Origin of the sequence: Rhizobium sp. B230/85 (genome assembly GCF_019355735.1) — a bacterium.
Lineage (GTDB): Bacteria > Pseudomonadota > Alphaproteobacteria > Rhizobiales > Rhizobiaceae > Rhizobium > Rhizobium rhododendri.
The window spans coordinates 115,333-135,685 of the sequence record NZ_CP072157.1 but is presented as its reverse complement, the minus strand read 5'-3'; the positions used below and the strand labels follow the sequence as shown (position 1 = coordinate 135,685).

Sequence of the window (20,353 nt, the reverse complement as noted above, 5' to 3'; positions counted from 1 at the left end):
GTAGCCCGGCCCGCGGTTGATGGCCCGCATCCGGTACAGTTAAGGCCAATCTGCTTATGCAACCCAATCGGCGACGCCCGATTAGGCTTCTTGGCCCCCTTCGATCTACTGCTCCTGCAAATCGGACGGCATCGCAGCCGTCGGTCAAAAATCGGCAAGCTTGAGAGGTTACACTAAATCATACGCACCTCCCGCGCCGCACGGCGCACCGTCGATCCAGATGTATGGCCATTCACCCTCGATGGGGCGGTCAAGAAAGGCTTTGACCTTAACGTCAATCTCTTCGCAGAGCCGTGAAACCTGGCTCTTCGAAATGCCCGACATGCCCATGGCCTTTACGAGGTCATCGACGGATCGCGTCGAGATGCCCTGGATATAGGCCTCTTGTATAACGGCCGTCAGAGCCTTCTCGGCCATGCGGCGTGGTTCCAGGAAACTCGGGAAATAGCTACCTGTTCGCAGCTTGGGAATGCGCAGCTCCACTGTTCCGGCTCGCGTTTCCCAGTCGCGATCGCGGTAGCCATTGCGCTGGGCGAGACGAAGCGCTGTCTTCTCGCCATAGCCAGCACCCGTCGCGGCCCCAACTTCCAGTGCCATCAGCTTCTCGGCGGCAAAGCCAATCATCTCGCGCAGCAAATCCGCATCGGCGCTCTTCTCAACAAGCGAGCGCAGGTTCATCATGTCGTCGGTCATCGGTGGTGTCCTTCAGGTTGGTCATAAGCAACCCGACCCTACCGGAAAACACCGATGGCTATGAAACCCAGATACACCACGCGCTGGGACACGATCAGTGAAAAAGCGTTTATAGAAGACTTCGTCGGTGATTTACCCGTTTTGCAGGCAAGAGCTCTTTACGCAGTACAGGGACCAGCTTCGGATTCTCTTTATACGGTTAAGACGACAAAGGCTGCTTGGCACAGTAAGCCTAGTTGGTATGCCGTTTCTCAAAATGATAAGACGAGTTCGCCAGACCTCGAACGCTTTCTTGCTAAGCGTATGGGCGCAACAACGGTTGAATTAGCCTCCAGCCATGTCTCAATGCTGTCACATGCCCAGAGTGTCGCAAACCTCATTTTGGAAGCGGCGGGCTATCGGACGAAATAGCGGCTTCCCCGCCCTTGTGGTATGCGAATGATTGACAGCGGTTTGTTTGCCTGTCGAAAGGGCCGTCGATCAGTCACTCAAGCGAGGACTACGATTTGCCGTATGCATTCGCCGAGGACCGCAGGTTCAGCTTTTCTTTCGCGATCGGCGCTTCCATTTTGCAGCTAAGGCCTCGACGTTTTTGCGGAGATTGCCGGCGTCGACATCGCCAGGATCGTAGTGCGCATCGCCCCACCATTCCACAAGTTCGTGGTGACGCTCATGGTTGATGTCCGCAATGGCCTCGCGGAACTCTTCATAACCCCACGGACCGCCGACATCCTCCGGTGGACATCGTCCGACAACGTCAAGCAGGAAGGGATCGTCGAAGCCGGCGGTCGCCGGTAAAACCTTTTCGATTTTCACGGTGTGCGTCCAGCCGTCGCCGAAGTCATAGAGATACTTGAATGATTTCGCGCCGATATCTTCTATGGCAGCAAGAAGCGTTTCTTTGCGTGCATCGATGGGACCATCAAAGCCGCCATCAGGCACGCCGAACCCGATGTCACGGATCCTGAACTCATACAGATGGCTGTTCGTCCAGCCGAAAGCCTCCTGAAGAACCTCATGAAGCCGGTCAAGCCGAATGCGGAATGGGACGACAACGCGCCGCATCACCAAGGGATCAACGTCATCGAGCATGATCTTTAAGCGAACGAGAGGACCTGCCATCAGGCCGCCTGCCTCAGTGGCGATGTTGTGGTTTCCCGCCAATTCCAGGGGAGAAGCTCATCAAGACGGCTGACTGGATGGTCGGCGATGCGGGCAAGGACATCGGCAAGCCAGGCCTGTGGGTCAATGCGATTCATTTTCGCGGTGACTATCAGGCTGTACATGGCCGCCGCCCGCTGGCCCCCTCGATCGGAACCGGCAAATAGCCAGGCTTTCCGTCCGAGTGCCACACCGCGCAGAGATCGCTCCGCACAATTGTTCGACAGGCAAATGCGCCCGTCGTCGAGGAAACGGGTGAACGATTCCCAGCGGTTCAGCATGTAGTCAAACGCCTTTGCCAAGTCATTGTCGCGCGACAACCTGGCGCGGTGTTCGCGTATCCATATCTCCATGTCGTCGATCAGCGGTTTTGACAACTGCTGGCGGATTGCTTTTCTCTCATCGGCCGTACGGCCATTGATATGGCGCTCGATTTCGAACAGTGCGTCGATCCGCTGCACCATGTTCAAGGCGACCGGCGAGATGACGGCGGCATTTTTACCCTGCGCTTTTCGGCGCGCGTTGGCCTCCAAATCGGCTTGCGCAAAGAATGGTCGCCTGGCATGCGCCCAACACGCCGCCTCATGAATCGGGCCCGGACTTCGATCAGGAAGATAGAGCTGGCCATAGCCCGTATAGGCATCCGCCTGAAGGATGCCGCTATAATTGGCCAGATGCGCCTGTGGATGTTCGCCGGCCCGGTCCCGGGAATAATAGAACATCGCCGACGGAGGCGCCGTTCCGCCAAACGGAGCATCGTCCTTGACGTAGCTCCATATCCGACCGGTGACGGTCTTGCCGAGAGCGAGAACCGGCACGGTCGTATCATCACCGTGGATCCGTTCAGACGCGAACGTATGGCTTTCAATCCGCCTCACAAGCGGGGCAAGGACCTGGCAGCACGCGCCAATCGCGTCTGCTGCTGTCGACAGACTGACTGGCACACCTTCCAGGGCAAAACGTTCGACCTGGCGATTGAGGGGAATGTGCTGGCCGAACTTGTCGCAGAGCATCATCGCCAAAAGGCTCGGACCCGCCCATCCTCTCGGTATGACATGGAAGGGTGCAGGTGCCTGACTGATCTTCTCGCAGTCACGGCAGGTGAACTTTTCCCGCACCGTCTGAATGACCTTCCAGCTACGCGGTACGCTCTCCATCGTTTCGGTGATGTCTTCGCCGAGCTTGCGAAGCCGTTCACCGCCACAGCAGCTGCAGGCAACCGGACCAGGCACCACGACACGCTCACGCGGAAGATGTTCCGGGAAAGGCTTCTTGACGGGCCGCTTGCGCGTAAAGCCGGTGACCGCAATCGCAGCAGCTGCAGCAACGGCCATTTCGGCGGCAAGCTCATCTTCAGTCGCCGCCGCTTCGGCGTCCTCAAGCATCAGCTCCATCTGCGCGATCAGCCGCGCTGTCCGTTCCGACTTCTGACCGCGCAGTTCCCGTTGCAGCTTTTCGATATAGACTTTCTGGCGAAGAATGATGGCCTGATCGTCGGCCTCCTTGGCCTTGGCAACAGCCAATTCGGCCAAAGCAGTAGCCCGTTCCGACCGCGCAATCGCTAGCTCTGCTTCCAGGGCTGCAGCATGATCACGGTGATTTCCCGAGCCGGTTTCCATACTCGAAGTGAATCACAAAACCACTGATTTGTATAGCTTTTCTTGGTGCTGCCGCACGCAATCCCGCCAAAAAAACGCTATCCCGCGCTCGTCGGGCGCCATGTCTGCTGCGGGTTTCGCCAGTCAATTCCCTCAAGCAGATAGGACATCTGGCCAGCCGTCAGCGCAATCGCTCCATCCTCCGTCGCCGGCCAGATAAAGCGGCCGCGCTCGAGCCGCTTTGCGTATAGCGAAAGTCCAATTCCGTCATGCCAAAGAGCCTTGATCAGCCGGCCACTTTTCCCCCGGAAGACAAAAACGTCCCCCTTGAACGGATCACGGCCCAGACCTTCCTGCACGATCAGAGCAAGACCCTGCATCCCTTTGCGCATATCGCAATGGCCGCTCGCAATCCAAACACGCACGCTCGAACTGATCGGGATCATTTGAGCGCTCGCATTACTGCTGCGGCAAGATCACAAGGTGCCCCGGACGCAATCCTCACCTTGGTACCGTTCGCAAAGTCCACAGCGATCGTCGCCGCAACGACATCGCCACCGCCCGCGGCACCCACGACCGTCGCGGGCACGAAGGCAGGACCATCCGTCACCTCAACCGACAGCGCCTGGCGGCGCCACGTGTAGAGCAGCCCCGTCGAAACATCAAAACGACGCGCTACCTCCGACACATTTGCACCGGGAGCGAATGCTGCCTCCAGAATTTCCTGTCGATCATCCGGTGACCAACGACGACGCCGTTCTTGACCCGTCAGCAAAATGGCCTGTGCCATAGTTCCTCATTGCGCTCTTAATTCCACTCTCAAGAGCGCAAAATCACGATATCGCAAAAAACTCGCAAGGCGGTCCACGCCGTAGGGATACGATTTGCCGGAACATGTGGTGATTTTGAAGCCACATGCGATCGAACATTCACGGGAGAACTGGCTGCCAATCTGGCATGTCCCGGCAAATCGCTCTACGTTACATCAACAGATCCGTTATCTATTTCGCCAGCATTTTTGCCGCTTCAACGTCCGGCTGATCTGTAAATTTCTTTGAGAGGACAAGTAGTAGATGAACTTGCCGGCCACCCAGTATCCGTGAGTCAAGGATCTGCTACGATATCCACCACGGCGTAGTTGCGTCTACCTTTATATCGGTTGGCTCCGGCGTCTTCGCCCACCCAATTTGCATCCTTTGACGCACCCTCGACGCTTCTTCAGTTGATGCCGCGGTCCAGTTCGGCGCATGCTGAGCTAACTGTTGCCCACAGTAAGATGCCTCATTTTTGTCCGAGTAGAGCCGGCCACAGCACCTTTGGGACCAAAATCGGAGTTGTGTGAGCCAGAAGAAATTTATGCTCGTCTGACCAACCAGATTCGATTTGACAACGAGGTTTTATAACTTGAGATTGGCAGGCGGGATATGTTTTTACCAGGCAAGCCACCTGCGTCCAACAAGCGCGCCGATGAAAGTGACCGCCGTGACTGCAGTACTATACCAAATGGCAACAAACAGGCCGCCATCGTTTTTGCAGGCGAGCGCGTAGGCCGCTGCACCAAGGGCGCCGGCCAGAAGACCAGCTGTCGCTCCGGCAAGGGAGGGTCGCGTGGTGACCCCGCACGATCGTAGCGCGCCAATGTTCACCGCCAGCGCAGGGACTGATAATATAACAATCACAATCACGCACCCCGGAGCAGAGATGCCCGAACGGCCTAGAACTGGAAGTCCTGATTGATCGGCAATGGTGCCATAGGCCAGCAGGCTTAAACCTGGCAGCAGACCGGCGATCCAGAGGGGACTTCCGTCGGGCCGTCCAGCGGCAATGACAAGAAATATACTTCCACAGGCAAGCAGCAGCATGCTGGCAACCTTATGGAGGAAAGGCCCACTCGCAATCGTCGCCTCTACATCGGGTTGAATACCATATATGAGTAGGACTAGTGCCACTGACATAACGAGCGAGGCTACGGCCGCGAGTACCATCGCCGTTACCAGTCGCATTGGGGCACGCCCAGTGCCGGCCTCGCGGGCCATGGTTTTGATGACTGTGTCGGTTTCTAAGCTATTCATAATTTTTTCTTACCTGGAACGGGTTTTTCAAGGTTGGCTAGCACCGTCAGTCGCTGGAAAGCACGATGCAGGGTTACTCGGACCGCGCCTTCGCTGGTCCTGAGTTTCTGCGCTGTCTCACGGACGGAGGCGCCATCAATCGCTAGCGCTCGTACGACATCACGTTGACCAGCGGAAAGTTGACGGATTTGGCGGTCGATATCGACGCGCGATGAGTTGCGATCATCGTCTTTACTGTCGGCGATGGTCAGCCAGTCCTCAAATTTCAGGTCGCAACGGAAGCGCGCTTCGCGTCTACGCTTGCGCATGGCATCGGACAGCTTGTACCGAACAATTGCATGCAGCCAGGGCATAAACGGGCGAGTGGTATCCCAGCGATGACGCATTGTGTGCAGTCCGATTAGTACCTCCTGGACGATATCTTCAGTTTCATGGCCTTGCATTCCGAGCCGTGAAAGGCGGCCTCGAATCATAGAACGTAGCGTCTTTGCAATATCGGCAAGCAGTCGCTCATAAGCTACCACATCACCGCGCCGTTCGGCGCACATCGCATCTGCCCATAGTTTTTCGCGCGGGTTCATATGATACCGTTTCGTTCAAACGCTACAGTTCGTTACTGCATCGCAGAAATATTTTTTCAATTGGCAGAATTTGAGTTCACGATGGTGTAATTGTATCGGGCGGTCGAACAGCAAATCGGTTCGTTGTGCGCCTTGATCCGTCGACCACTAGAGCATCAAAACCGGTCCCAACGAAATCAACAGATGGATAGGTGACGCTTATTTATCAAACTTCGTTGAGGGTGGTGAAGCCACTTCACCGCATCGCCCTTGCGATTCTACACTCCGCCAAAATCGAAATGTCAGTGCGAATTCTACACTCCGTCAGCGCGGATGAAACTGTATAGCCTCGCTTTATGCGGCATGATTGGGGGGACGCCGCGCAGACGCTCGATCAGATAGACCTGTGTCGCAGCATTGGCCACAATCAGCGTGTAGGTCCGTTCATAGATTTCAGGTCCCCGCCCCAACCAGTCGATGACGAAGCCGCCGGCCTCCTGGACAATCAAAATGCCGCTCGCCATATCGATGAAGCCTGTTTCCTCGAAATACCCGAGGCCCATCCTGCCCAATCCCACTTGCTCAGGTTTCCTGGCTCTGCGGCAGGATGCCGATATCCCTTACCATGACTTGGCGCGGGCGTGTGAGCATGAAGACGACGGACTCGACAATGTGTTCCGTTGGCAACCCGCCGTTGCTCTCAGCCAGCTTTTTGAGATTTCGGTGGCCAATCGTTGAGCAGCGGTGTGATGGCAATACCGGGCACGTCGGTGGTTGTCCTATGCCAGCTGAAATGGTCGCCATCCCCTCGCTGACAATACACAAGCCGCTCTTCAAGGCTGAGGCGGTCCAGACCCGACCGCCTGTTTAACCGAAATCGGCCATCCACCCTCAGGATGTCGAGAGCCCCTAGGCAGTGTCCCCATAAACGGGGTTCATTTTATTGACGGTGTATGATTCAATTTCCTTGAAAGGAGATTGCTATGCGCCGTCACGAATTGAGCGACGAAGAATGGGCTATCATTGCACCTCTTTTGCCGAACAATAGCCGTGGAATTGAACGTGTCGATGACCGCCGGGTGATCAACGGCATCCTCTGGCGTTTCAGGACTGGTTCGTCTTGGCGAGATGTGCCGGAGCGTTATGGCCCGCGCACGACGCTTTACAATCGGTTCTCCCGATGGCGCAAGGCGGGCGTCTGGGATCGTCTTCTGGACGCCGTTTCAAAGCGTTACGATGGAGACATCGTGATGATCGACAGTTCTTGTGTTCGCGTTCACCAGCATGGTGCCAACGCTAAAAAGGGGGATCTGCCGATCCTTGCATGGGACGTTCGCGCGGCGGCCTGACGACAAAGATCCACGCTCTTGTCGATGCAGATGGCAGACCGGTTCGGCTCGAACTCACCGCCGGCCAAGCCGGCGATGCACCGATGGCTGAAAAGCTGTTGAGCGACCTGAGGCCCGGCGCGACGATCCTCGCCGACAAGGCATATGATACCGATGCAATTCGTAACTTTGCCAAGCAACGCAAGTGTTGGGCGAATATCCCTGCAAAGGCCAATCGAAAGCAGACATTCAGCTTCAACCGCTGGGTCTACCGTCAACGCAATCTCGTGGAACGGTTCTTCAACCGTATCAAGCAGATGCGAGGCCTCGCGACGCGATACGACCGGCGCGCTGATAACTACATGGCCGCCCTCAAGCTCGTCGCGACGAGGATATGGATCGCCTCAACTAATGAGTCCGTGGCCTAGTAGCGACAGGTTCAAGCGGGCGATCACGACCTCCCATAGTTAATCTGCGACGGAACGTTTGACATCCTGCGCCGCGTTGGTCCACGTGGAAGCGACGATAGACCCAGCAGCGTGGTCGCCCTGCGCTTCTATCACACAAGACCGCCGATGGAATTCAACGGTTGCAGCACGATATCGGAGATCGCCGACACGCCGATCTTGAAGGCCGCCTGGTTTTCAGGATCGGAAACCATCGCCCGGAAGGCGGACCGGCTTGGGTACCGTACCAGCGCCACGGCATCCCATCCTGCTTCTTGTCCTGCTGTGAGAACGCGTAAGCCGTCGCCGCCGAACAGGACTTCCGCGCCGAAGCGAGCCAGGATCGGCCTGGCGATCCGATGGTATTCGAGGTACCGCTACCTGCCGCCGTTGGGTTCGAAACGAATGAGGTTCAACATCACGACGGCGGTATCGATTTCCTCGGCTAAGAAGGCGTCGAGAGCGGCGGGTGCAAGTGAGACTATCAGTTTTTCCTTGGATTAGGTACTGTATTTGAGTGCGGCCGCAGATAGGTAGCGCACCTACGTGTCAAAAACTGTCAGCAGCCAGCGATCGTTGCGATGGAGTTCCCCGATCATTTACTACGTCGCTGGAAGGCCGCGGTGCTCCATTTCTAGGTTCGCGATATAAAGGCCGCGTCGTGAAATAGCGAACGCTCGCGGTTGATCCGACAACTACGGACTTGAATTCGATAAATTGGCCTTACGCTCCCGCCGCTTGTAGCGCGAGGCGCATGTAATTGTGGATGACATCGGCGTGGGCGTCGAGGTTGCCGCGCAACTCGCTGTCGAAAGTTTCGAGATCGCAGACGTCAATGACGCCCAATACGCTCGGTCATGTCTTATTGTCGTTTCTTGCTACGATCCTCGCGCATGACGGGCCGATCAACTCCCAAACCCGTTCAATGATCGATTCCAGCGAAACAGCTTCTAGTTCGAGCGATGCAGCATAAGCACGCCATTGCCGCTGCTTCCCTTCGTCGCTAAACATCTCGACCGAGAGGCCTGGTGGACGTTCTCTAGGGATTGGGGTCCGACGGCGTTCGAACGTCACGCGGATGGCGGCATCCAAATCATCAGCGGGAATGTCGATCGCGCGCGGTATCGCCCACAGGTCATAATAGTCCTTCATGCGCCCGTTAAGGACGCCAAGCGCCACCATCGCCTGGAATTTCTCGGCGATCACCGTAGCGGGCGGATAGGAACGAACCTGCGGAGCGGGAAAATCCAGCAGGGCTGGATAGTCGAGCCGTTGCGTCGCATCGGCCATAGCGTCTCCGAAGCCAATGTCGATTGTAACGGAGATGCGGGTCCTTTCGAGATATGCTGCAGTCCTGAGACGAACGCCGCCATATTCCATTTCTTCTCGAATGGTTGTCGCAGCGAGCGCATCAATGTCGAAGGCGAGTCCGTCGTCGCTCTCAATCGCCATGATCTCACCGAAGTCGGCGATCAGGCGGGCAGGATCTGCGTCTCCATGTCCGAGAAAGTCCGCATCCCGCGTCACCCGATTATCGTCGGCCACCCAGACCGTTACCAACATACCGCCTTTCAGGACGAAGCGGTCCCGATGTGCTGAGATTGACAGGCGATACAGCAGCCGTTCGAGCGCGAACCGCACCAGCAAGACGTCGAAGGCGCGACTTTCTTTGCGGGCTATATTGAGAAGCCGGTCCTTGACCGACTTCGCCATGTTCGCTGGTGTTTTAGCCATTGGAGGTGAGCGCCTCAAGATAGGGTTGCATGACTTTCCAGGCGCCGCCGGCCTTCGCGGCCTGGGCGATTGCGCTTGGAGTTGCCTTGCGTTGCTGAAGAGCAGCGCGCAGGCCTTCGACGGCGACCGATCGATCGACCAGTTTGGGGTTTCGGAACATGTCAGCAAGGGTTTTCGGGATCGAATAGACCGGAACGTCAATGCCTGCGATTACTTGATGTTCGATGCCCTGACGCAGATATGGTTCCGTGAAGCGGACCATACGCAGCGGGGGATAGGACTGTACGGGCGCCCAATCGGTCGTCCCGATCGCTATCCAAACGCGCCGCGGCATTTGGTCGGTTAGTCCGTGGAAGGCAAGCGCCGAGACCAGAGCGATGACGCCTTTGGGCGCACGCATGATGGCTTCAGCAAGGATCTGGTTCTCTTCGACTTCTGCGCCACGCTTCTGATAAACGCCGCGCGAGATACGATCGATTTCACCGCCTTCGACGGCGCGCGCGATTGTTTGCGCGCTAATACCAGCCTCGCGCAGTTCATGCGCATGCATCATGCTGCGCTCATTGAGCAGGCTTCTGAGCTTCAATTTTTGCGAATCTTGCGCCGATGGCATGTTACAAAACCTCTAATAGATCGCGATGTTATCAGAGGTTTTGTAACGCGTCATCCCTGTATGGCTGGCTGGCTTGCCGCGAGTTCAGATTCTGCCGGAATGTCTTCGGCCCTCGACCGGTGTTATGGGAGCGTCCATCCTGTCGCCCACGATTACAAAGCGCTAGCAGTACTAGGATATTGAACACCAAAATCGATAGAAACGGTGGGCGTCCCCTTTCGTGATCCGTCGCACCGCTTCAGGCCGTTGCCAAATATTTCTCACATGCCCTATGTAATGGGGCTGTCACTATCTCTCTAAATATATAACGAAAACAGGCGTTTAGAAAACATCCGTAATAGTATTTATGGAACTCTGGGAAGTTTCTGGGGGGCATAGTTCAGGCTGAGCAGTCGCAGAACATCGAACATCGTCGGTTTGTAAAGACGAGGAAAACTCCTATTTCTCAGAAGAACCCCTTACATCAATTACCAGCGCGCGACCTCCGTCTCAACAACGCCGACCCAAGGCTTGGCTCGCTTATGTGTCGCCCGCATCCCTGATCGGATTCCAATAAAGCTCTTCTTGTGAAGCGGATCCGACTGTGGCCAGCGAGACCCTTCCAGGCACAACAGCCGTTATGCAGCGTCACCCCAACGTCGCCAAAAGGGCGTCGTCGATCTTGTCTTCATCGATCTCCATGGACCGACTATCACGCACGGCGCCCCAAAGCCTGTGGCTCTGGTTGAATGAATACTTACGACCAACCGTTTTCGGGATCTCTTCAACCTCGTGGGAGCCCATCCGTAATTTCATCGTCAAGCATCGAGAGTACGGCCTCGTAGCCAAATTGCGGTTTCCATTTGAGTGACAGGCGAGCGTCAGAATTGTCATAGACTCGATCTATGGTCCTTGGAAGTGTCCAACCTCGTTCTCGGAAAGCTTGCACGATGCCCGGACAACGCTTTTGAATTACGGATAACGCATTGTTTCCGAGCGTTTCGCAATCTTTAAGCAAGAATGGGGTTGTCGCGCTAACAATGTGCGTCGAAAGCTGTGCCCCTTCGATTTGGAGAGCACGCAAATGTGCCGAGGCGACATCTCGGATATCGATACCGCGATGTAACCTATAAAGCGCCATTAATTGCGGACTTTCAGGAAAGCATCGGGCAATACGTAAAATTGTCACGTGCAGAGATCTACAAGCCACCTCCGCAAGACATTCCTCAGCTTTAATTTTGGTGAAATGATATATTGTTCGCGGCTTCGGTTTCGCGCTGGCATTGATCCACTCAGCGGCACCGTTTGCTTCAGTTTTTGCTCCATATAGGGCCGTTGTGCTCGTAAAGATAATCCGAGCCGTTCCGGCAGCTATAGCAGCTTTAGCAACGGTAAGTGTCCCAACCACATTCACCTTCTGAAATTCGCAATCGGGAACCGTGTTAACATGGGGGGCATGAAGCCCTGCACTATGTATAACCGCTTGTGCGCCAGCGAAAGCCCGGGCAAGATCGTCATAATTTGTAACATCACCGATAACGGATGTTGTAGGCCCGGGAAGCCGGTCGATACCGATTACATCAAACGTGCTCGCCGCAGCCGCACATATCGCTTGGCCAACACGGCCGCTGCTTCCAGTCACAATAAGGCGGGATTTTTTTACCATCTAAACTTCGCTATGCAAGTTTGTGGGGGGTGGAATAATGTCAAATAAGCCACGGCAAATCACCATCTCATCTTCCAGCCACTCCTTAAATGCCTGCACCGAAGCAGAGAGCCGGGTGCCCGACGGGGTCAACAGCCAATAAGAAAATCCTGTGGGCACACTGGAAGCAAATGGGACGACAAGTTGCCCGGACCGGAGCGAATCGATTGCCTGTGTCTGCCAGGACAGTGCTACACCAAGCCCATTTACTGCAGCGCTTAAGCATAGATCTTCATCGGAAAAAGAAAGTTTTCTCTGTAACTGTAGTCCCTCTGCGCCGTTAGCCTCCAACCATATTTGCCAATTCATCCCAATGCTCTCACTTGTGATTATGTTCACGTTTAGCAGGTCCTCTAGTGACCTGAGAAGTGGGACAAAGTGAGGGTTGCAAACCGGAAATAATAGCTGGTCCATGATCCTGGTCCGCTCAGTTCCCCGCCAATTCCCTTTCCCAAAACGGATGGCGCAGTCATAGCCGTGATGAGAAATATCGATGATGTCCCGGGAGGCATCAAGGCTAATGACAATTTCTGGATGGCGACGATAGAAGTTTGTTAACCGAGGTATCAACCAGCTTTTCGCAAACGCAGGAGCAACTGAAAGACGAATTTGCTTGGGGGCGTGTTCCTTAAGTTGCTCAAGCGAATTGGATAAAAATCTAAACCCTCGCGTGAGCTCGATGAGGAACTCTTCTACATTCTCTACTGCCTTAAATCCTGAAGCCGTTCGACTGAAGAGCTTCTTACCGATTTTTTGCTCTACACCAAGAACGTGCTTACTGATCGCTCCGGGTGAAATGCAAAGTTCGTTGGCTGCTGCTGCGAGCGTGCCGTGGCGCGCTAGGGCGTCGACGGCTCTCAAGCCATTCAAATGATATTTTGATAAATTTTCCATGACTCGCCTATTAGTAGAACCGCATGTAAAAAACTTCGATTGTCGCTCGAATTAAAATCAACGATGCTTCTCGACATTGGCACAACTAAGGCGGCGGTAGGCAGCAATGAAGTGCATGTTAATAGGCACGGGATTTGGCGCACAGCATGCGCTCTGGTTGTCACAGTTTCAAGGCATCGAACTTTGCGGACTAGCCTATTTTAGTGATCGGGATCAGGCGTTGGCCGTGCAGAGTAGGTACGGCATCGTCGAATTGAGCGATGACGCCGGCTCGATGATATTGAGTGGGCGGTACGATCTAATCGTAATTACCTCGCCGCCCAGCACTCATCTACACCTGATGCGCGTCGCCGCCAAAGCAAGCGTTGCGGTGGTATTGGAGAAGCCTGTCGCTGAGAGCGTGGAAGTAGCCGAAGAGATCGGTATGATTGCACGCGCTACCGGGAAGCCTGCATATATTTTTTTCCAATGGCGCTTACATCCCGCAGTTCAAAAGTTGCGAGAGTTTGTTATCTCAGGAGAATTCGGAGTGGTCACGCATTTTGACGCGGACTTCTGCCACGACTTTCTCGGTGGAAATCACACACTTTGGCCTTGGCGACATACCGCAGGCAGCGCTGGGGCTGGAGCACTTGCAGATATGGGAGTCCACTTATTTGATCTCTTGCGTTTCATAAGCGCCGAAGAATGGTCAATCAAAAGCGCCGACCTCGGTGTCGCTCATCCCATGAGATCGGCCGAAGGCAAAGATATAGAATGCGATGCCGACGATTTTGCCAACGTCTATCTAGTTAACGCAGCGGAAGCTAGGACGGCGCGAGTTTCAGTATCGAGGGTCGCCGTTGGCACCACTCAATTGTCATTCCGAATGTATGGCCCGAACGGAACTGCGGCGCTCCTTATAAATGTTGCAAACGGTAACGGATGCCTCCAGTTCGAAATACGGGGAAGCAGCAAAATCGAAGAGACTTATACCGGCGGACTCAACCCTTACGATTATATTATTCCCGCAATTCAGGCAAACCAAAAGGTTGGATCAGTCGTGCCAGCTTCGATAGCAGATGGAATTGCGGCACAGAAACTTATGTGTGCGTCAGTTCATGCAGGAAAGAAAATCAGTACTTCCTTGTCAACGGAGATTCTATCATGTCAAGTGCAGTAAAGCTTGCGGTCGCAGGAGTAGGGAACAATATTTCTGCCTTATACCAAGGCGTGTCCTATTATAGACAGATGTGCGCCAGTGGTCGGACAGAGGAAGCCTCTTACGGCATTCGGAAAACTGTTATTGGCGATATCAATGTGTTTGATGTTGAGTTTGTTGCAGCTTACGACGTGAGCCAAACGAAAGTCGATAAGCCATTTACCGAAGCAGTTCTCGCGGCCCCCAATAACTATCCCATCCTTGACGTCGATCTGGCTCAATATAGCTTTAAGGTGGAGCATGGCTTCACTTCGCATACTGCCGATTCAGATTTGGCGATGGCCCATGTAGTCAAAAGCTTGAGGGATTCTGGGGCTGAAGTTCTTCTTTACTCTCTCCCAACGGGCCTTCAATGGGCCGCAGAGCTTTATGCCAAGGCTGCGCTTATGGCCGGCGTCGCGTTCGTAAATTGTACCCCCGAAAGTATCGCGAGAATGCCCGAACTCTTAGCGCAGTTCGAGGGTGCCGGAATTCCATGTGTAGGCGACGATCTTGCGAGCCATCTTGGAGCCTCCATCGTCCACCGTTCTCTGCTGCAGCTGTTTGGTGAGCGAGGCATTACACTAGACAGTTCCTATCAATTGAACTTCGGCGGCAATGAAGACTTCCGAAATCTGCGCGACCACGGTGCAAGCAAAGGAGAATCGAAAATAAATGCACTTCGGCAGGAGGGACTTGACACTTCGAAGGTCCATATCATTCCATCCGCCGGATATGTTAGTCACCTGAACGATAACAAGATTGCGATGATTAATGTCGAAGGTCTCGGCTGGGCTGGTCGCCCCGTCTCTATCGACTTGAAACTGAAAGTTCAAGATTCAAGCAACGCTGCGGGTGTGATTATTGATCTAATTCGGATCGCTGCGTTAGCAAAGCGGCAGAAACTTGGTGGCTTTCCACTTGCCGCTGCAAGCTGCTTAAAGTCCCCGGCCGTAGGGCACGAGCGCTATTCGAAAGCTCAGCTCGAAGAGTCATTCGACCGGCTTTGCTACGGCGCCAATGTTGCGGCGGCCCAGTAACAATGGAACCGGCGACTATTAAGAAACATACGTTTAGTGGTCCGCCGCACATCGTTATTTTGGCTTATGACGGCGTGGACGAACTTGATCTGTTCGGGCTGTATTCCATCCTCGCTAAGGCGCAGGATTCGATCGCGTCTTTGCAAATGATGGCGCTTAAAGAAGTGGTAACCAGCTCGGGAGGTGTGCAGTTCGCTGCCCAGCTCCTGAGCTCGGACATAACCGGGTTCGAAATCCTTGTTGTACCCGGTGGTAAAGGCGCAAGCGCTGTGGCGCACTCGAGCGAACTGGCGTCCACTATACGTTCAGCCCGAGATCGCGGCGTTTGGATTTGTTGCTGCTGTTCTGGTGCATTGATAGTGGCTGCCGCACTGAGACTATCGCATGGACGGCTTGCAATCCACCAGGGAAAGCGGAACGCACTCAGAGCTATATTCGATGGTGAAATCGCGGCTGAGCTTGTCGACTGCGACGGCATCGCTTCGATCGGTGGAACGACCTCGCCTTTGGTGAAGTCGGTCAACCTCGGATTTTACATATTGTCTCAGCTGAATCCTACCCTTCCATCCGAGGTGTCGCAGCGCACCGAAATAGAGTGGAGGCGCCGGTGATGCGTCGCATGGCAACACAGGATGAAAAACTACGTTGGGTCGTTGTTACTGGTGCAAGTCGAGGCATCGGAGAAGCAATAGCCCGAAGCCTCTGGTGCGCAGGTTTTGGGGTCATTCTTTGGGCCCGGGACGCTACACGCCTCGAGGCCATTGCGAATGACATTTCGCCGGACGGATCCAGGCTTCACTGGGCTAGTGGATGGAATCTAACGCTTGGTGCCCGCGTTTAACGGCGGCGATGATTTTGTCGGGATCGGCGGTCCAAGTGAAGGGCTTTGGCTTTTTGTTGTGCTCAACGAGGAAACGGTTGATGGCGGCCTGGAGATCGACGACGGAATGGAAAACGCCGCGTTTCAGACGCCGCTTCGACAGCCTGGCGAAGAAACCCTCCACCGCGTTGAGCCATGAGCTTGAAGTCGGAGTGAAGTGGAAGGTGAAACGCTCGTGACGGTCGAGCCAGGCTCTCACCTTGGGATGCTTGTGGGCAGCATAGTTGTCGAGGATGACGTGGACGGCCTTGTCGTCCGGCACCTGGGCGTTAATGGCGTTGAGGAAGCGGATGAACTCCTGATGACGATGACGCTGCATGTTGCGGCCGATGACGGTGCCGTCGAGCACGTTGAGGGCGGCAAACAGCGTGGTTGTGCCGTGCCGCTTGTAGTCGTGGGTCATGGTGCCGAGCCGACCCTTCTTCATCGGCAGGCCCGGCTGGGTGCGGTCGAGCGCCTGGATTTGGCTTTTCTCATCGACCGACAACACGACGGCGTGGGCTGGCGGATCAACATAGAGGCCGACAACGTCTCGCAGCTTGTCGACGAATTTCGGGTCGTTGGACAATTTGAACTGCCGCCACCGATGAGGTGCGAGGCCATGCGCTTTCCAGATACGCCTGACTGCGCTGGCGCTGATGCCGGCGGCCGTCGCCATCATGTCGGCCGTCCAGTGCGTCGTCTCGCCCGGCGGATCAGCCAGCGTCAGGGCCACCACACGCTCGGCGACATCGGGTCCGAGCCGCACAATACGCGACGGCCGCGTCTTGTCGCGCAGGAGACCCTCGACGCCTTCTGTGGCGAAGCGCTCTTGCCAGCGCCATACGCAGGTCTTCGATTTGCCGGTCTGGCGCATAATCTCGACAGTCCCGACGCCATCGGCACTCAGCAGGATGATCTCGGCCCGCCAGACGTGCTTTTGGGGCGCATTGCGATCCCTGGTCAAGGCCATTAGGCGTTGGTGATCTGTTGGCGAAACGGTGAACGATATTCCTGTGCGCATGCGCCAGACTCGCATGCCAACCCAGCAAATGGAATCCCATACGGGACTCTTATGTCAGGCGGTAACCACTAGTGCGGATGTTGGGGATCCTCAGCAAGTCGGGCTTGCTGTCGATCGTAGTATTCCGGAGGGTATTAGATTAGCGGGGCTCGTGTTGAATGCAGGGCACGGACGATGGCAATCTCTATCGCAGCTTGGTCACGAGGAATGGGTAAATACCCTTGAAGGAAATCTTACAGGTGCCTTCGTGACTATCAAAGCGCTATTGCCGCTTTTCGATTTTCCTCGCTTCCCAATTGTTATGGGCATCCTTTCCGACTCTGTATTGAGCGCATTTCCAGACCGTGCTGCCTATGCTAGCGCCAAATCTGGTCTTGAAATGCTGCTTAGCACGTTTCGTCGCGAATATAGGACGCGGGGAGCAAGGGTCTGCCAAGTCTATCCAAGTAGGGTTGATACATATTTTTCTGGCGGCCACCAGGCAGCACGACCGGGAACGCGGCCGAACGGGTTGTCTGCGACACAGATCGCGGAGGCTGCGAAATGGGTATTTGAGGCTCCGGATATGGTGGAGATCCGAGCACTATATCTCTCATCGATTAAGGCAACGTTTGGGTTGGACGAGGAGTGCTTTACTGATGGCCACTGAACGGGCTACTCTTTTACCAGCGGGTCATTCCAAGCCAATTGGGCGCTACTCCCCTGGTATGGCGGTAACGTTTTCAGCCGGATCGCGGCTTATATTTGTGACAGGTCAAATCGCAACTGACGGTGCCGGAAATGTGGTATGTGAGGGTGATCCCGCCGGACAAACGCGCGTTGTCTTTGAGAGAATTGAGGCAATCCTTTCAGAAGCCGGGGCCGACCTGTCTGATCTGGTTTCATTGACGATATATCTTTCAGACCTTGCAAACTTCGATGCAGTCTCACGTATCAGGAACGAAATTGTAGGTAGTCCCGCCCCGTCGAGTACATTGCTTGAGGTTTCCGCCCTCGCAGAAAAAGGTTGCCTCGTTGAAATCAGCGGGGTTGCCGCCAAATGACATTCGTTAATCAGCGCATTGATCGGCAATTGAATTTCAGCCGTCTTCTGGAAGTTGCTCCTAAGACAAAAGTACTTGTTATAGGTGCCCTTAACGTCGACGAAATTTTCTTTTTGCCCAGCGATTTTCGTGATGATAGTGCTACATACGTGGCTGGTAAGCAGGTTGTAGCCGGGGGGCATGCCGGTAACGCTGCGAGCGCATTTGCTCAACTCGGTATGCAGACAAGCATTCTTGGCGCTATAGGTGTCGATTCAGCAGGGTCATGGCTGTTGGACGATCTTTCCCAACGTGGGATAGAAACCAGCCTAGTCCGTGTGGTCAATGAACCTACTGGACGCGCAATTATCCCGGTATTCTCAAATTGTCATTTCATGATTCTGGAACGGGGTGCCAACGAACATCTGGGTGATATTCCAAATGAGGCCTTAGCGGACTTCGACGCCATTGCACTTTTCGACCCGCCCTTGAGCTTCCTCAAGCAACTGGTTTCGCTACTCGAAGCTAACGTTGAACTCCCCGATGTTTATTGGACACCCGGTGGACATTATGCCTCCCACGAAATTACCTCTCGGCTTCTTCCTTTAGTACACTGCATCTTTCTAAACAGCGCGGAAACGGAAAGCGTCAAAAAGCTGAAGCCCAATCCCCTCTCCTCCGCTCATCGAACAACTGTCGTTGAGACCCGGGGAGCGAAGGGAGCGGCAGGTTTTCTTAACGGCGAGTCGTATCTAATTCCAGGATTTGCAACCGAATGCGTTGATCCCACTGGGGCCGGGGACTTGTTCGCATCTTGCTTCATTTTAGCGGATAAAGCGGGGCTTACAATCAGTGACTGTTTAACGGTTGGGAACGCCGGCGGGATGATTGCAGTCGAGACCATAGGCGCTCGCTCCAGCAAGTTCGATTTGGACTACCTTCTTGACCGCCTTTATACGAGAAAGTCCTCGCCATGAGCAAAAACACCGAAGCCACAACGATCCAATCAAATCCGAAAAGTAGTGCAGATGGCTGGCGGGGCGTGATTGGAAAGGACTTCACCCGGGCCAGTGCTTTGAGGGTTGTGCAATCTATTTTGGACGCTTCGCCATCGGGTCCGGCTCGCCAGAAAATCCTTATCGCCTTCGACAGTCGTACGCTGAGCAGGGAGGTGGCCGAAGACGCGGCCATCGCTGTGCTGCGGTTGCGAAAGATTGTCCCGGTTTTGGTCCGGTTTTTGCCAACGGCCACAGCATCATTTCTCACTGCGAATGGGTTTGATTTCGCTATCCTAGTGACAGCAAGTCACAATCCTCCCAACTGGAATGGAATAAAGTTAAAGGTTGCCAACGGCTTGCCAGCCTCTCAAGAATTAGTGGCAGCAATTGACAAATGTTTGTCGTCCACCTGTAGAGGAGACTCGGAAGCTCCAGAGTCTGCGCGAGGCCATTCAATAAATATCGAAGAGGCTGACGAATATATTGATTTGCACATCAAAAATATTCTGACGCGAACGCGTGTTAAGCACCGACCCTTCAGGGTGGTGGTGGATGGACTGGGTGGTATTGGCGAATTTGCAATGGTGCGGCTAGGGGCCGAATTGGGCTGGTACGTAATACCTTGCGGTGGGAAGCCCTCCTTCACCTTCGGAGGCGCTTCGCCAGATCCGTCTAAACCCGAAGCGCGTCAAAGAACGCGCTTGCGCATTTTGCAAGAGGGTGCGGACTTCGGCATAGTACTGGATGGAGATGGCGACCGCATCTACATCTTGGATGAAGCAGGAAACACCATTCTGCCGCACGACTTAATGGCATTGATTCTTCGCCATGAAATCGACGCGGGATCCAGAATCTCAAGGGTCGCGATCACACAGTCGACAGGAATGTCTATTCGGCGCGCCGCCGCACACTTTGGGGTGGCTTTGTCCGAAACACAAATCGGGTTTAAATACCTGGCGCCGATGCTACTAAGCGGTGACGCCGATATCGCAGGTGGTGCAGTCGGCGATCTTGCCGTTCGCGGTTGGTCGACTGACCGTGATCCATTCGCAATCGCAACACTTGTTTCTGAAATGCTGTCCTCTGGATCGACTCCATTGTCTTGCCAAGTCAAGGAAATGCACGATCACTTTGGCACAGCTAGACTGGTTTGGTTAGAAAACTTCTTCGAAGTACCGGTTCTACCGACGCCCGCTCAATATGCGGGCATCCTCTCCAGACTTGGGACTGCGCTCGAGTTCACGGAATCAAGATTAACTGAACTTGTGGGAGGTACCGTTCGACTGACGAGTAACGACAAACAGTGGCTGATGTTTCGCTCATCAACCACAGAACATGGTGTTCGACTTTATGGCGAAGTCACTAATCTTGCAAAAATGTCGGTTCCGGCGATCGCCGTGAAAATCTTATCTGAACTGCAACCCCATTAAAACCATTGAGGAAATAG

23 protein-coding genes and 2 pseudogenes are annotated in these 20,353 nt (G+C 54.6%); 10 read left to right on the top strand and 15 right to left on the bottom strand.

Translation table 11 applies throughout. The features are described 5' to 3' along the window. Positions 1-210: 210 nt before the first annotated feature. A pseudogene (locus tag J5289_RS18880) lies at positions 211-693 on the bottom strand (transposase); the annotation flags it as partial. A gap of 54 nt (positions 694-747) precedes the next feature. Here J5289_RS18880 and J5289_RS18875 point away from each other — a divergent pair. After that, positions 748-1,104 carry an alpha/beta fold hydrolase gene (locus J5289_RS18875; protein ID WP_209207660.1) on the top strand — a complete coding sequence of 119 codons (357 nt, stop codon included), beginning with the start codon at positions 748-750 and terminating at the stop codon, positions 1,102-1,104. A gap of 126 nt (positions 1,105-1,230) precedes the next feature. On the opposite strand, the gene J5289_RS18870 is transcribed toward J5289_RS18875, so the two are convergent. The 7 genes from J5289_RS18870 to J5289_RS18840 all read right to left on the bottom strand — a co-directional run bounded on the left by J5289_RS18870 (position 1,231) and on the right by J5289_RS18840 (position 6,662). Continuing rightward, positions 1,231-1,815: a plasmid pRiA4b ORF-3 family protein gene (locus tag J5289_RS18870; protein ID WP_219276597.1), complete on the bottom strand. Its 585-nt coding sequence runs from the start codon at positions 1,813-1,815 to the stop codon at positions 1,231-1,233. Continuing rightward, positions 1,815-3,473, bottom strand: coding sequence for an IS66 family transposase (locus J5289_RS18865; protein ID WP_209207472.1), 1,659 nt, complete (start codon positions 3,471-3,473; stop codon positions 1,815-1,817). Before J5289_RS18865 ends, J5289_RS18870 begins: the two co-directional genes overlap by 1 nt. A 77-nt stretch (positions 3,474-3,550) precedes the next feature. After that, positions 3,551-3,898: an IS66 family insertion sequence element accessory protein TnpB gene (gene tnpB, locus J5289_RS18860; RefSeq protein WP_209207471.1), complete on the bottom strand. Its 348-nt coding sequence runs from the start codon at positions 3,896-3,898 to the stop codon at positions 3,551-3,553. After that, a complete protein-coding gene (locus J5289_RS18855; protein ID WP_209187428.1) occupies positions 3,895-4,242 on the bottom strand; it encodes a transposase in 348 nt (115 codons plus the stop codon). Before J5289_RS18855 ends, tnpB begins: the two co-directional genes overlap by 4 nt. 640 nt (positions 4,243-4,882) lie before the next feature. Further along, positions 4,883-5,524, bottom strand: a complete 642-nt coding sequence (locus J5289_RS18850) for an NrsF family protein (RefSeq protein WP_247749522.1) — start codon at positions 5,522-5,524, stop codon at positions 4,883-4,885. Next, a complete protein-coding gene (locus J5289_RS18845; protein WP_209186535.1) occupies positions 5,521-6,105 on the bottom strand; it encodes a sigma-70 family RNA polymerase sigma factor in 585 nt (194 codons plus the stop codon). The genes J5289_RS18850 and J5289_RS18845 overlap by 4 nt, the downstream gene beginning before the upstream one ends. Positions 6,106-6,398: 293 nt before the next feature. Then, positions 6,399-6,662: an inositol monophosphatase family protein gene (locus tag J5289_RS18840; protein ID WP_257623454.1), complete on the bottom strand. Its 264-nt coding sequence runs from the start codon at positions 6,660-6,662 to the stop codon at positions 6,399-6,401. A 399-nt stretch (positions 6,663-7,061) separates the two neighbouring features. Between J5289_RS18840 and J5289_RS18835 the strand changes: the two genes are divergently transcribed. Beyond that, a protein-coding gene (locus J5289_RS18835; protein ID WP_374108320.1) for an IS5 family transposase occupies positions 7,062-7,840 on the top strand; the annotation gives its coding sequence in 2 pieces (ribosomal slippage) (positions 7,062-7,404 and positions 7,404-7,840; 780 coding nt in all). Between the two features lie 131 nt (positions 7,841-7,971). On the opposite strand, the pseudogene J5289_RS18830 reads toward J5289_RS18835, so the two are convergent. The 6 genes and pseudogenes from J5289_RS18830 to J5289_RS18810 all read right to left on the bottom strand — a co-directional run. Beyond that, positions 7,972-8,220: pseudogene (locus J5289_RS18830) on the bottom strand (DUF1330 domain-containing protein); the annotation flags it as partial. Positions 8,221-8,581: 361 nt separating this feature from the next. Next, on the bottom strand, positions 8,582-8,704 hold the full coding sequence (locus tag J5289_RS29310) for a hypothetical protein (RefSeq protein ID WP_257625492.1): 123 nt from the start codon (positions 8,702-8,704) through the stop codon (positions 8,582-8,584). A 9-nt stretch (positions 8,705-8,713) separates the two neighbouring features. Further along, positions 8,714-9,592, bottom strand: coding sequence for a nucleotidyl transferase AbiEii/AbiGii toxin family protein (locus J5289_RS18825; RefSeq protein WP_209208065.1), 879 nt, complete (start codon positions 9,590-9,592; stop codon positions 8,714-8,716). Then, positions 9,585-10,205: an AbiEi antitoxin N-terminal domain-containing protein gene (locus tag J5289_RS18820; RefSeq protein ID WP_209186736.1), complete on the bottom strand. Its 621-nt coding sequence runs from the start codon at positions 10,203-10,205 to the stop codon at positions 9,585-9,587. The genes J5289_RS18825 and J5289_RS18820 overlap by 8 nt, the downstream gene beginning before the upstream one ends. Positions 10,206-10,968: 763 nt before the next feature. Further along, a complete protein-coding gene (locus J5289_RS18815) occupies positions 10,969-11,850 on the bottom strand; it encodes an NAD(P)-dependent oxidoreductase (protein WP_209185876.1) in 882 nt (293 codons plus the stop codon). After that, positions 11,851-12,783: a LysR substrate-binding domain-containing protein gene (locus tag J5289_RS18810; protein WP_209185875.1), complete on the bottom strand. Its 933-nt coding sequence runs from the start codon at positions 12,781-12,783 to the stop codon at positions 11,851-11,853. 115 nt (positions 12,784-12,898) lie between these two features. On the opposite strand from J5289_RS18810, the gene J5289_RS18805 reads away from it, so the two are divergent. From J5289_RS18805 to J5289_RS18790, 4 genes are read left to right on the top strand one after another with little or no spacing between them, the layout of a single operon-like run. After that, the gene (locus J5289_RS18805; RefSeq protein ID WP_209185874.1) at positions 12,899-13,945 is read left to right on the top strand and encodes a Gfo/Idh/MocA family protein; all 1,047 of its coding nucleotides are present in this window, start codon (positions 12,899-12,901) and stop codon (positions 13,943-13,945) included. Then, positions 13,930-15,003 (top strand): inositol-3-phosphate synthase, encoded by a 1,074-nt coding sequence (locus tag J5289_RS18800; RefSeq protein WP_209185873.1) that lies wholly within the window; start codon positions 13,930-13,932, stop codon positions 15,001-15,003. Before J5289_RS18805 ends, J5289_RS18800 begins: the two co-directional genes overlap by 16 nt. Before the next feature lie 2 nt (positions 15,004-15,005). Beyond that, the gene (locus J5289_RS18795; RefSeq protein ID WP_209185872.1) at positions 15,006-15,614 is read left to right on the top strand and encodes a DJ-1/PfpI family protein; all 609 of its coding nucleotides are present in this window, start codon (positions 15,006-15,008) and stop codon (positions 15,612-15,614) included. After that, entirely contained in the window at positions 15,614-15,844 is a 231-nt protein-coding gene (locus J5289_RS18790) for an SDR family NAD(P)-dependent oxidoreductase (protein WP_307877430.1), read from the top strand. The genes J5289_RS18795 and J5289_RS18790 overlap by 1 nt, the downstream gene beginning before the upstream one ends. On the opposite strand, the gene J5289_RS18785 is transcribed toward J5289_RS18790, so the two are convergent. Further along, positions 15,807-16,886 carry an IS630 family transposase gene (locus J5289_RS18785; protein ID WP_111223089.1) on the bottom strand — a complete coding sequence of 360 codons (1,080 nt, stop codon included), beginning with the start codon at positions 16,884-16,886 and terminating at the stop codon, positions 15,807-15,809. The two genes, J5289_RS18790 and J5289_RS18785, sit on opposite strands and share 38 nt — an antisense overlap. On the opposite strand from J5289_RS18785, the gene J5289_RS18780 reads away from it, so the two are divergent. Genes J5289_RS18780 through J5289_RS18765 form a run of 4 tightly spaced genes read left to right on the top strand, consistent with a single transcriptional unit; the run spans position 16,864 to position 20,336 of the window. Further along, the gene (locus J5289_RS18780) at positions 16,864-17,535 is read left to right on the top strand and encodes an SDR family oxidoreductase (protein WP_219276595.1); all 672 of its coding nucleotides are present in this window, start codon (positions 16,864-16,866) and stop codon (positions 17,533-17,535) included. The two genes, J5289_RS18785 and J5289_RS18780, sit on opposite strands and share 23 nt — an antisense overlap. Next, positions 17,525-17,929, top strand: a complete 405-nt coding sequence (locus J5289_RS18775) for a RidA family protein (RefSeq protein ID WP_209186989.1) — start codon at positions 17,525-17,527, stop codon at positions 17,927-17,929. The genes J5289_RS18780 and J5289_RS18775 overlap by 11 nt, the downstream gene beginning before the upstream one ends. After that, positions 17,926-18,885 (top strand): carbohydrate kinase family protein, encoded by a 960-nt coding sequence (locus J5289_RS18770; RefSeq protein ID WP_209208086.1) that lies wholly within the window; start codon positions 17,926-17,928, stop codon positions 18,883-18,885. The genes J5289_RS18775 and J5289_RS18770 overlap by 4 nt, the downstream gene beginning before the upstream one ends. Continuing rightward, positions 18,882-20,336 (top strand): hypothetical protein, encoded by a 1,455-nt coding sequence (locus tag J5289_RS18765; RefSeq protein WP_209208087.1) that lies wholly within the window; start codon positions 18,882-18,884, stop codon positions 20,334-20,336. Before J5289_RS18770 ends, J5289_RS18765 begins: the two co-directional genes overlap by 4 nt. Positions 20,337-20,353: the final 17 nt, after the last annotated feature.